Source organism: Flammeovirga sp. AWQ4_249 (genome assembly GCF_056161045.1).
In genome coordinates this window covers 1-12,320 of sequence record NZ_JBSWYJ010000074.1, presented here as the reverse complement: position 1 = coordinate 12,320, position 12,320 = coordinate 1, and the positions used below count along the sequence as shown (strand labels likewise).

Annotated in this window: 9 protein-coding genes; 5 read left to right on the top strand and 4 right to left on the bottom strand. The window is 32.0% G+C overall.

The window, feature by feature from the left end; genetic code table 11:
* The first annotated feature begins 156 nt into the window (after positions 1-156).
* From ACXAHM_RS25445 to ACXAHM_RS25435, 3 genes are all read left to right on the top strand, one after another.
* Positions 157-2,385, top strand: coding sequence for a triple tyrosine motif-containing protein (locus tag ACXAHM_RS25445; RefSeq protein ID WP_474966809.1), 2,229 nt, complete (start codon positions 157-159; stop codon positions 2,383-2,385).
* Between the two features lie 149 nt (positions 2,386-2,534).
* On the top strand, positions 2,535-3,263 hold the full coding sequence (locus ACXAHM_RS25440; RefSeq protein ID WP_474966805.1) for a DUF4184 family protein: 729 nt from the start codon (positions 2,535-2,537) through the stop codon (positions 3,261-3,263).
* A complete protein-coding gene (locus ACXAHM_RS25435; protein WP_474966802.1) occupies positions 3,256-3,759 on the top strand; it encodes a hypothetical protein in 504 nt (167 codons plus the stop codon). Before ACXAHM_RS25440 ends, ACXAHM_RS25435 begins: the two co-directional genes overlap by 8 nt.
* A 26-nt stretch (positions 3,760-3,785) precedes the next feature.
* Here ACXAHM_RS25435 and ACXAHM_RS25430 read toward each other — a convergent pair whose 3' ends face one another.
* Genes ACXAHM_RS25430 through rbsK form a run of 3 tightly spaced genes read right to left on the bottom strand, consistent with a single transcriptional unit; the run spans position 3,786 to position 7,016 of the window.
* A complete protein-coding gene (locus ACXAHM_RS25430; protein WP_474966800.1) occupies positions 3,786-5,141 on the bottom strand; it encodes an ADP-ribosylglycohydrolase family protein in 1,356 nt (451 codons plus the stop codon).
* 15 nt (positions 5,142-5,156) lie between these two features.
* Positions 5,157-6,119 carry a nucleoside hydrolase gene (locus tag ACXAHM_RS25425; protein WP_474966797.1) on the bottom strand — a complete coding sequence of 321 codons (963 nt, stop codon included), beginning with the start codon at positions 6,117-6,119 and terminating at the stop codon, positions 5,157-5,159.
* Entirely contained in the window at positions 6,120-7,016 is an 897-nt protein-coding gene (gene rbsK / locus ACXAHM_RS25420) for a ribokinase (protein WP_474966795.1), read from the bottom strand.
* A gap of 325 nt (positions 7,017-7,341) precedes the next feature.
* Here rbsK and ACXAHM_RS25415 point away from each other — a divergent pair, with 325 nt between their 5' ends.
* Positions 7,342-8,751 carry a DUF1254 domain-containing protein gene (locus ACXAHM_RS25415; protein WP_474966793.1) on the top strand — a complete coding sequence of 470 codons (1,410 nt, stop codon included), beginning with the start codon at positions 7,342-7,344 and terminating at the stop codon, positions 8,749-8,751.
* Positions 8,752-8,955: 204 nt separating this feature from the next.
* Complete coding sequence (locus ACXAHM_RS25410; protein WP_474966791.1) at positions 8,956-10,647, top strand: thiamine pyrophosphate-binding protein; 1,692 nt, start codon at positions 8,956-8,958, stop codon at positions 10,645-10,647.
* A gap of 71 nt (positions 10,648-10,718) precedes the next feature.
* Here the strand turns inward: ACXAHM_RS25410 and ACXAHM_RS25405 are convergent, their stop codons facing one another.
* Positions 10,719-11,705 (bottom strand): helix-turn-helix domain-containing protein, encoded by a 987-nt coding sequence (locus ACXAHM_RS25405; RefSeq protein WP_474966788.1) that lies wholly within the window; start codon positions 11,703-11,705, stop codon positions 10,719-10,721.
* Positions 11,706-12,320 lie beyond the last annotated feature (615 nt).

Here is a 12,320-nt window from a genome sequence, read left to right as displayed (position 1 = left end):
AATGAAAATACATTAGAGAATGTAAAGGAATAAATATGCCCAAATACTACAAGTAGAAGGTATACTTCACAATACTTTTTCAGAAAAAAAAGCACACGCTTTAATTTACTTCAACATGAAAATGCTGATTTTGAGAGTTTAAGTGGAAATGCTGTATTGACTTTTTTGGACGAAGGTGATGAAGGTATGTGGATTGGAACTGATGGTTATGGATTAAATTACTGGAATAGAAAAGAGAATAAATTCGACCATTATCTAGTTACATCCTCTCAAAAAAATATCAATAAAGGATATAGTATTTTAACTACAAAAAAAGGCTCTAATGGTAAAATATGGGTAGGTACTTGGGGAAATGGATTGATTGAATTCGACCCGAAAACAAAAAAATATAAAAGTTATACTGTAGAAGAAAAAGAAAATAGTATTGCTAGTAATATGGTTTTCGATATAGAAGAAAATCCACGTAAAAAAGGAGAATATTGGTTGACGGTATGGAGAAATGGTATCTGTAGGTTTGATACAAACACAGGCAAATTTTATAAATACACTACAACTGCAGAATGTTCTTATTTAGGATCTACAGTGGCAGGTAAATTATATTACGATATGCTTTTTGATCATGAAGGAAATCTTTGGATTGTCGGTGATGAAGGAGTGGAAAAGGTGAAAATAAATGAGGATTATAGCCTTGAAATTGAACATTATAGAAATGATGAGAGTCAATATGTACTTTCTGATAATATGGCATCATCTGTTTATGAAGATTCTAAAAATAACATTTGGATCACCACAAACAATGGCTTAGACCTGTATCATAGTAAAGAAAATAAATTTATTCACTTTACTCTTCAAGATGGTTTTTCTGGAAATTTAGTAAATGCAGTTCTTGAAGATGATAATGGAAATTATTGGGTAAGTACTGAAAATGGAATTAGTAAACTTTCTTTTGAAGGAAACCCTATTCTCAAAAATGTTACAATACAATATTTTCCCCAAACTGGTGTACATCTTGGGGCATTTAATAGAAAAGCAGGCTACAAAAATAGCAAAGGGGAAATCTTTTTCGGTGGTGTAGATGGGTATAATTATTTTGATCCAGATAGCATTCAAAAATTAAGCATCACTCCAAAAGTCTATTTAAATGGCTTTAAATTATTTAATAAATACATCACTCCTAAAGATCAATCTGGAGTTTTGGAAATGCCAATTCAAAACACGGAACACATTACATTAAGTCATCATCAAAGTGTGTTTACTATTGAATATACTGGTATTTTTTATACTCAACCTGAAAGTAATCGCTATGCATTTAAGCTTCATGGTTTTGAAAAAGAATGGAACTATGTAGGCAATCAACGTTTTGCTACCTATACAAGTTTACCTCCAGGAGAATATACTTTTCTAGTGAAATCTGCCAATAAAGATGGTATTTGGAATGAAACTCCTAGCGAACTCAAAATCACTATTCTTCCTCCATGGTGGGATACTGTATTGTTTAAAATTATACTTGTTTTATGTTTACTATCAGCAATTGCTTTACTATTTAGATTACGTGTTGGTGCATTAAAAGAACAAAAGTTAAGACTTCAATTTTTAGTGAAAGAAAAGACAAAAGAAATTGTCAACAAAAACGTAGATCTTGAAGAAGCTAATCATGAACTCAATGCAACAATAGAAGAGTTAGCGGTGATTAATGATAAATTAAAAAATCATCAAGATGCATTAGAACAAGCCTATGAAGAGGTGAAAGTTCAAAATTTAAATATTAATAGCAGTTTGAATTATGCTAAAAATATTCAGCATGCAATGCTCAGAAGTGATCTCTTTATTAAAAGATTATTTCCTGATTCTTTTATATTCTTTAAGCCTCAAAATGTCGTAAGTGGTGATTTTTATTGGTTTAAAAAGTTATCAGAGAACGATATTGCCATTGCTGCATGTGACTGTACAGGACATGGTGTTCCTGGTGCATTGATCTCAATGCTTGGGATGAATATTCTAAATCAAATTGCCATGTTGGGCATTACAGCACCTCATTTGATAATGAATAAATTGAATGAAAGGATTCTTGATTCTTTAGACAATAAAGATCGAAATGGTAGAGATGGAATGGATGCAGCTTTAATTGTGATTAATAAAGGGGAAAGAAAAATAAGATTTTCTGGTGCTAAAAATCCTTTAATCTTAATTCGCAATGGAGAACTTGAAGTTTATAAAGGTGATCGTATTTCCATTGGAGGAACAATTGAAGCAGATCGTTATAAATCACAAGAATTCACACAACAAGAAATCTCCTATGAAAAAGACGAACAGGTTACATGTTATTTGTTTTCGGATGGTTTCCAAGATCAATTTGTGGAGAAAAAAATAAAAAGTTTATGGTGAAAAAATTCCATCGTTATTGAATGAATTATCTAACACTATGGAACTTCCTTCTCAAAAAGATGCTTTAAATCAACATTTAATGGCTTGGCAAGGTGAAGAAAAGCAAGTAGATGATATTTTGGTGATTGGACTTAAGGTAAATTAAAATAATGCCATTTACATTTTCACATCCTGCAATTGTATTGCCCTTTTATAAAGTTTCTAGACGATATTTGAGTCTAACCGCTTTAATAATTGGAACATTAGCTCCTGATTTTGAATATTTTATAAGAATGAGAATTAAAAGTACAATTAGTCATTCCATTCTAGGTTTATTTACTTTTGATATCATTATCGGTCTTCTTCTTTCATTTGCATTTCATATCATTGTTCGGAATGTTCTGATAGATCATCTACCTCTGTTTTTGAGTAAAAGATTAAGCCGTTTTAAATCCTTTAATTGGGTTGCCTACTTTAAAAAGTACTGGTATTTGGTCATTTTTTCTTTATTGATTGGTGCTTTTTCACATATTTTTTGGGATTCTTTTACCCATGGCAATGGATATTTTACCAATCTATTAAATTTAGGTAATGATATCACTTTTGGTAATAATAAAATCCCTTTATTTAAAATACTCCAACATAGTAGTACAATAACAGGAGGAATAATAATACTCTTTTTTATCTATAAGTTACCACTTGATCAAGATCATCATAATAAAAAAAATAACTATTTATATTGGCTATTAATAGGCATTTCAACACTCTTTTTATTGCTAATAAGAATTCAAATAGGTTTAGAATATCATCAATTTGGACATATCATTGTTAGTGGGATTGCCTGTTTTTTTATTAGTCAACTATTTGTCAGTTTTATATATAAATTTAGATATGCTTAAATCACTACTTTTTATTTTTATACTCTTTTCACCATTATTAAATGAAAAGGAAAAAAATATTAATACATACATCAAACTTGAAAAAACTTTAGAGACAAATTCCTACTATAAAGAGGATTTAAAACAAAATCAATACAATATTACCGTATATAAAAATAACAATGGTAAAATTATCATGATAGAGGATTTTAATGCTGCTTTAGAATTCAAACAATATGAATATTTCTACAGAAGTTATTTTAATGATGAAGGTGAAATGATCGCAATAAAGAAATACATCAACTTCTTTGATGAATCGTGTGTTTCGAGTGATTATCATTATTCTTCCGTTTGGATTTTGCTAAAGAATGGAGAAATGAGTAATTATAAAACGGAGATTTTTGATGAAAGTGGAAATAAACATGATGTTGCCGATTGTATACAATCTTTAGACTTTCAAGATACATTTGAAAGCTCTATCCAATTACATAAGATGATATATAAAACAAAAGGCTGAGTTTTGAATACTCAGCCTTTCGTCTTTTATAATGGAATATACCATACATCTTCATTCAAATCAACGCCACCTTTCATTTCTTCTTGTACAACTCGATCAACAATATAAACACCTACTTCTGCCATATGATCAAAATTATCTACACTATCTAAAGGAAAGTTTTGTCTTGTCCTGTGAATATCAAATTTATCAGATAAGTTCGTTCCAAAAGCTTTCTCAACTCCTTCTTTTCCTATCATAAAGCCAATCATTCCTGCCCAAGTAGCTGTAGGATTATCAGAATCCCACCCTGCCAAAGCACCGATTTTAATTGTTTCTCTTAGATCACCTTCTCCATAAAATAAACTCACCAAAGAAGCTCCAAAATTAATACCTGCGGCAAAGCAACCATTACAATAAATATTCTTAGAAGTTACGGAATAACCATCTTCTTGATTTACTTGATACTTTTCATACAATTGATCTCTTACTGTTTCCCATTCTGTCCCTTTAGTATATTCTGATAATACAAAATCATACATTTTATGAGTGTAAGAACTATCAGGCAATACACTTTTTGCTTCATTCGCCATCCAGACTATTTTTTCTTTTTGAGATAGTGAAGGATCAACTTTCATAGCTAAAGCGTACATTTTGACATAAAAGTCAGAAATTTCTGCTGCATCTTCTCTTGCGACAGTTTTTATGGGTAATTCCGCCATTTTATGCGCAATATCAGGCCTTGCTGGAGCAAAAAAACCAAAAATCTCTGTTGTCAATTGAGCATCAATCATATCATAATGCTCATTATTTTCAGGTGCACTTGTGGCAGGAGGAAGAAATCCTTCTTGCATCAAATCAAAGGCTTTTTGGTTGGACACCCAGAGAAAGTTTTCCTCTTCTTTCTTGATATGTGTCAACCAACCTTCACGAATATCCTCAGGGGATAAAATACTTTTGTTTTTTGTATACAGAAGGTGTTGATAGATGTATTCGATATCAGTATCATCATCGGCTCCCCATACTTCACCTTTAGTACGAAGTACAAAATCAATATTCTCTGAGAGATCACTTGGTACTCCTTGTCCCCATATACTTGGTTGATCAGGTTTTCCCCAATCCTCACGTGTATAAAATTCTCCCGTTTTGATTTCTCCGATGTTACCAATTTTGTCCATTTCAGTAACTAGACCCGTCCAATTGGCAATACATTGTGCTAACCAAAATCCATATAATTTATCTTTGTATTCACTTCTTGAAATTTTCAAATCAGAAGTCTTTGGCTCGTAACTTTCATAGACTAGTTGAGGATCTTTTAGTTGGTTTTCTTCTCGGTCAGTCTTGCAAGAAAACAAAGAAAGAGTCGATAGAAAAAGGAGTGTATAGCTCGAAAAGTTTTGCATGGTGTTCTTTAGTTTTTATTGATCATTTATATTTTGAAGTAGAAGTCGCTCCATCATTCGTCTAATAAATTCTTCTTTATTGATATGAAGTGCCACTTCAGCATTTGCTTTTTTGTCTTTATTTAATAATGTCTGCCCCTTATGGTCTAAGAAGACATGCCCTTCTTCTATTACAAACAAATCAGGCCAAATCAATGCTCCGATAGCAACAGGGTCATACATAATGGGTAGATAATTCATTTCTATCGCATAAGGCATAAATCTCCACAATACATAATTCGCACATATCGCATCTGTCAAAGGAGTTCTTCGCATATTTAAAAGTTGTAAATTGTCTTGATCAATTACAACATCATGGGTAACATCCAAAGGAATAAAGGTTGTATTCGTTCCTTTTAAAGAAGAAATAAAGCTTTTTGATGCTTTCAAATCTGCTTTGACATTCCATTCAACATCTATTTTCTCTGTTCCTGTATACCCTGTTTTAAAAGCCCCAAACATTGCATAAATATGCTTTGCTTTTTGTAGTATTTTTTTGTCTGAAGCAATTAGATCTTGGAGATTAGTCACAGGACCAACTGTTATCAAATTAATTTCGTTAGGATAACGATTTAGCATCGATGAAATAAAAGTCACTGCATTATTTTTATGAGGTTCTATTCCATTATAATCTGAACTCCATCGGTATTGTGGTGAAAAATCAGAATTCGTTTGTCTTCCAATCACAACGGGAATTTCTTTCATTCCAACTTGTTCTAATAGCTTTAAAGCCATTTTTGCTCTTTCAGGAGTATTTCCATAATCCATCACTAAACCTATCACTTCTATTTCTGGACTGGAAAGTAAAAGACTCAAAGCAAACATATCATCAATATCATCACCTAGATCACAATCAAAGATGACTTTTTCTTTAAAATTCTCTTGACAAAATGCGGGGATCGTCAAGAATAAATAGAAGGAAAATACAATATATTTCATTTATACTTTTAAATCAGTTAGCGTAGGTATTGACTCTTGTGCTCCCATTTGTGTTACAGATGTAGAAGCGGCTTCTAATGCAAAATGTATGCTTTCCTCCATAGACTTATTTTGAGCAAAAGCAGCAGTAAATGCACCATTAAACACATCCCCTGCAGCAGTGGTATCGACCACCTCAACTTTTGGTGCTCTAAAAAATGAAGTTGTCTCTTTTCCTGAGTAGTAACAACCTTTTGCTCCTAGAGTAACAATAACATTAGCAACACCCATTTCATGTAATTTCTTGACATTCTCTAGTAAGTCTTCCTCCGTTTCACTGTTTTGACCTACTAAAAGATCTAATTCTGTTTCATTGGGTGTAATCAAATCAATATTACGAAGTACTTCTTTTTGAAGAATATGAGCAGGTGCTGGATTAACTACTACATAAGCCCCTTTCCTTTTAGCCAATTGAACTGCATATTCTACTGTAGATATAGGTATTTCTAGTTGTAATAATACAATTGTCCTTTCATCTATCTCATCTTCTAATTTATCGATATCTTGAATACTCAACGTATCATTTGCTCCAGGTACGACCACTATACAATTTTCACCATTGGCATCAACATTAATCATTGCCATGCCCGTTGCTTTTTCTACTTGTCGAATAAAGCGATCATCAATTCCTACTTTTTGATAAGAAGAGATTGCTGCTGCACCAAAATCATCTTGTCCTACATTAGCAACAAAAGTTACATCACCACCTAGCTTTGCTGCTGCTACAGCTTGATTGGCTCCTTTTCCACCTTGGTTTTGAAAAAAATTAGAACCCAAAATCGTCTCGCCTGCTTTAGGTAAACGAGGACTTTGTACCACTAGATCAGTGTTTGAGCTTCCTATTACGATGATTTTCATAGTTTATTTGTTTCTAAAAAGTGAAAAAAGTAAGACGCTACTTATTTGTATTACATTCAGTATTTAATCAAAAATCAAAATACAATGTAAGTTGGATATAAGCTACTTATTATTCTCAATAAGATTAAAATTTAAATGATCAAAGTAAATAAAACATCTAAAATATTTCAAGTCATATCTAATGGGAATATAATACTTCAGAAAACTCTTAAAGCTAAGAAACCAATATTTATACATTATAAACCATTACTTATAAATTCTAAAATGAGTCACCTACGTTTAATTGGCTGTAAATGATAAATATATAAAGTTGGTAAATATGAAAATGAGACAGTATTTAACTCTTCTAATACTTAGTATTTTCTCAATTGGTAGCATTAATGCTCAACAATTAACGAACAAAGAACAAATCGAAATCTTAACGGAAGCCTATGAATTTTCATATCCGTTGATGATGATGAAGTATACTAAATTAGCCCTAACTAATGTAGAGATACCTGAAAATGGAATGGCTCCAACTAATCAATTTGGTTTTAGAGCATCATTTCCTGATCATACTTTTACAGATATAGTAAGACCTAATTTGGATACGTACTACAGTACAATGTTTGTAGATGTTTCTGTTGAGCCTATCGTAGTCCAATTACCCAAAACAAAATATTATCATTTATTCCCGATTTTAAATGCTTTTACAGATGTAATTGGTTCTCCAGGTACTAGAACAAATGGCGGTGAAGAGCCTTATACATTTGTTATTGTTGGACCTGAATATGATGGTTTATTACCAGAAGGCATGGATGTATTTTATACGACGACAAACATGAACTGGATTTTGGGTCGTGTAGAAGTTTCTAATGAAAAAGAAGGAAAGAAAATCTACAAACAGTTCCAAGCGAAAATTCAGACAAGACCTCTAAGTGAGTGGTATAATAACAGGTATATACCTAACTTAAACATTGTATACCCTTCTAGAAATATTGTTCCAGTAGCTACGGTAGATAGCTTGGACATTGATCAATACTTTAATGAGGTGGCTCAGTTAATGGAAGGCAACCCTCCTTATAAAGAAGATAGTGTGATCGTTGCTAAAATGGCACAAATGGGAATTGTCGCGGGAGAAACTTTCCGTTTTGGTGATTTACCTGAAGAAGTAAAAGAAGCTGCAGCTCTAATTCCTGCAAAATATCAAGAGGCTTGGACATTGATGGCAACAAAAGGTGATTCTACTGAACATGTCAACAATTGGACGTATAGAACAGAAGGATTGGGTGAATACAAATCTGATTATCGTTTGAGAGCTTATGTTGCGGCAGTTGGCTTAGGTGCCAATACAAGCGAAGATGCTATTTATGCCAATACAGGAATCGATATGGATGGAAAAGCATTGAACTCAGATGAAGAATATATTATCCATTTTGAAAGAGGCCAAACACCTCCTGTAAACGGATTCTGGTCACTGACTTTATACGATCAAAACAATTTCTTAGCAGAAAACCCTAAGAAGAAGTATGCAATCAAAATGAATGATGCATTAAAATATAATGAGGATGGTTCTTTAGATATCTTTATCTCGACTGTTCCTCCAGAAAATAAAGAACAATTCAACAACTGGCTACCTTGTCCAATTACAGGTGAGAATTTCTCATTGACATTAAGAATGTATTGGCCACAAGAAGAAGTGTTGAACAAAACATGGAAAACGCCAGAAGTAAAAAAAGTGAAGCAATCTATATAAGATATTTATCTACAGATTAACGGTTCATTTTAAGTTAAGAGATCCCCTTGCACATTGTGCCTGGGGACTTTTTTTTTATCTAAAAGTCTCAAAAACAGCTTTTTCCTTTTTTACCACAGCTCTTTCTTTATTCACCACAAACTCGATTTTAATTCCTGCACCTTTGTAATGTTCAAACAATTAAAACATTAAAATTTATTCAATATGACTACCTCAGAATTTTTATTAAAAAGATTAAACGAATTAAACGTAAATCATTTATTTGGTATCCCTGGCGATTATGTTCTACCATTTTTTGATGAGTTGATTGATAAGAAAACAGGAGTTAAACATGTCAATAGTAGAAACGAATTAAATGCTACCTATTCAGCTGATGGATATGCCAAAATGAATGGATTTGGTGCCGCAGCAGTGACTTTTGGAGTAGGTTCATTGAGTACTGTGAATGCTGTTGCCGGTGCATATGCTGACAATACTCCTCTTGTAGTGATTTGTGGAGCTCCTACAAGAAATACAAAAGATACAATCGAAAGAAAACAACTACATCATTTAATAGATCAAAGTGTAGATACTTCTATTAAAGTCTTTGAAAATATCACAATACATTCCAAACGTATAATGTCAGAAGAGACTGCTGCAGAAGAAATTGATCAAATCTTATTAGATACTTTTAAATTTAAGAAACCTGTTTATTTAGAAATTCCCTATGATTTACAAAAAGCAGAATTAAAGATCTATTCAAAAGAAGCACTACCAATTCACACCTCACTTTCAGATCAAAAGAAAGTCAAAGAGGTAACAGAAAAAATTGTAGCACTGATTGAAGAAGCAGAATCCATTTCTTCAGTCACGGGTCCTCTTTTACAAAGATATAATATGATTGATACAGCTGATCAAATCATTACAAATATTGGTGCTTGTGTTTCTACTGTATTTACAGGAAAGATTTCACGCTTTGAGGATCACCCTAATGCTGTAGGCTTTTATATGGGCAAAGTTTCACAAGATTATACAATTCAAATGATTGAAGGAGCTGATCTAACTTTGACATTAGGTGTTGAAAAAACAGAGTTTGATACTGGGGTTTTCACTTCTGACCTTGGGAATGATAATAATGTTGTCCATATCTTAAGTGATAAAGTGATCATTAATGGTGAATTTTATTATGATGTTTACTTAAATGACATCTTAATGAAGATAGAAAAGGCGGTAAAAAATAACACACCGAAAACATTAAATATTGATGAGGAAGCTCGAAAATTTGCCTATGAAAGAAGGGAAAAGTTTGAACCTACTGATAAGCCGCTAACAATTGATAGAATGTTTATTCAATTTACAAACTTCATGCAAACAGGTGATGTCTTGTATGGTGATACAGGTGGATATATTAACTCATCTCAAACACAATTTGCAAAAGATATTGATATCTATGGTTGTGGAAACTGGGGATCTTTAGGTGCTGGATTTGGTATGAGTGTAGGCGGTTCATTTGCTCATTCTGAAAAGAAAGGAGATAAAGGGCAAATGGTGTGTATCACGGGTGATGGTGCTTTCTTGATGTCTGCACAAGAACTTTCTACAATCATTGAACATAAACAAAATTATACACTTATTATAATCGACAATTCTGGTTATGGTGCAGAACGTCAAATTTACCCTGGAAAAGAACGTTCATATAATGATTTCCTACCTTGGAACTATGAGAAATTAGGTGAAGCCTTCGGAGGTGTTGAAGGCGTAAATACTTTTGGTTATGTAGCAAAAACGGAAAAAGAGTTAGACCAAATTTTCACTGAGGTAAGAAGTAAAGAGGGTGTTAATATTGTAAGAGTAATGCTTGACCCTTGGGATAGTGCGTCTTTCAATGTGAAGTTTAGTGAAGCATTAAGACATTAAAATAAAATTGAGAAAATATTAATCATAATTGTTCGCCATTGGGGTACTTCTTTGAGGTACTCTAATGGTTTTTATTTTTCAGTCTGATATTGCTTGATAAAGTTACTCGGTGTCTCTCCAAAAGTGGCCTTAAATTGTTTAGAAAAATGCTGTACATCACTAAAACCAAATTCAAAAGCAATCTCAGTAGTGGTCATTTTCTTATCAATTAATGCCTCTTTCGTTTTTTCCATTCGCTCTACTTTAAAATAATTATAGATGGTATTCCCAAACGTTTCTTGAAATAATTTTTGAAGACTCATTTTATTAATACCATATTTTGATACAAATTCGGCTACATTGGGTCTTACTCTCAAATCACTAAGAATTTCTTTTCGTATCTCAAAGAGCACTTTTAATTGATAATTTGTCATTGAATTTTCTTTTCTCTCCAAATTATCAATATCCAATTGTCTTAATCTTCCTAAGAAAATATATTTAAGTTCTTTGAATTTTATTTTCAATATCTCATGGTAAACATCTTGTGGATATTCCATATACTGATTGAGTCTTTTCTTGAACTCTTTTAACTCCGTTCTGTTATCCAAATAGATTACAAAGTTGGATTGTAACTTATAAAAAGTTCTGTATTGCTCATCTTTATAAATATCAAAAATAGAAGCATTATAGAAAAAACTAATATGTTGAAGAACTTCACCTTTTAATGCTTTTCCTCTTACTTTAATGTTTTTATCACAAGTATAAAAACCATCTGTTTGGATTTTATAATCCTCTTCCCCATCATTGACTATGTAACTATTATTATTAAAAAAGGCAGCAATCCTTTCAAAATGAGATGCATTTGAATAATCCAGAACAAAAGTAACATCTTCATGTAAAGTGAGGTGGAAATGAAGGAAATAAGCATCCTCATTCTCCTTATAAAAAAAAATAAACCCTTTCGCTCTTGATGAATCCACTTCTACATAATTATTATTCACTTCTCTCCCATCAAAGAATTGAATAATGTCTGCCTTATGCTTTTCAAAATCTGTAGTTTGTGTACTAAATTGTTTCATATAAAAAGGGTTAGACTAAGTTATACTTAAGTTAATAAAAAAACACCTTGCTGACAATATCAACAAGGTGCTTCATGAACTTAACTCTCTCAATTTTTTTATCACTTTTTACTAAGCGCATTCATCTAACTTCTGATATAGTATACTGTGTTATATGAATTTATGTTTCAACTCAAACAATTTTAATATTTAATGAATCATAATGACAAAAAGAATAGCCTCTGTTCTGAATATCAGAAGATTGATTTATCATATAAATATAAAAAAACACCTCGCTGACATTATCAACGAGGTGCTTCATGAACTTAACTCTCTCAATTTTTTTATCACTTATTTACTAAGCGCATTCATCTAACTTCTGATATAGTATACTGTGTTATATGAATTTATGTTTCAACTCAAACAGTATTAATCCTTAATGAATGATAATACTTAAATACATGTCTTTTCGTACTGATAATTACCATCGTATTGAACTTCTATAAAATAAAAAAACACCCTGCTGACATTATCAACAAGGTGCCTCATGAACTTAACTCTCTCAATTTTTTTATCACTTATTTACTAAGCGCATTCATCTAACTTCTGATATAGTATACTGTGTTATATGAATTT

Excerpts from the sequence above, each read along its gene's own strand:
- ACXAHM_RS25440 (WP_474966805.1), top strand. The coding sequence starts at position 2,535 with ATGCCATTTACATTTTCACATCCTGCAATTGTATTGCCCTTTTATAAA.
- ACXAHM_RS25435 (WP_474966802.1), top strand. The coding sequence starts at position 3,256 with ATGCTTAAATCACTACTTTTTATTTTTATACTCTTTTCACCATTATTA.
- rbsK (WP_474966795.1), bottom strand. The coding sequence starts at position 7,016 with ATGAAAATCATCGTAATAGGAAGCTCAAACACTGATCTAGTGGTACAA.
- ACXAHM_RS25425 (WP_474966797.1), bottom strand. The coding sequence starts at position 6,119 with ATGAAATATATTGTATTTTCCTTCTATTTATTCTTGACGATCCCCGCA.
- ACXAHM_RS25415 (WP_474966793.1), top strand. The coding sequence starts at position 7,342 with ATGAGACAGTATTTAACTCTTCTAATACTTAGTATTTTCTCAATTGGT.
- ACXAHM_RS25410 (WP_474966791.1), top strand. The coding sequence starts at position 8,956 with ATGACTACCTCAGAATTTTTATTAAAAAGATTAAACGAATTAAACGTA.
- ACXAHM_RS25405 (WP_474966788.1), bottom strand. The coding sequence starts at position 11,705 with ATGAAACAATTTAGTACACAAACTACAGATTTTGAAAAGCATAAGGCA.
- ACXAHM_RS25430 (WP_474966800.1), bottom strand. The coding sequence starts at position 5,141 with ATGCAAAACTTTTCGAGCTATACACTCCTTTTTCTATCGACTCTTTCT.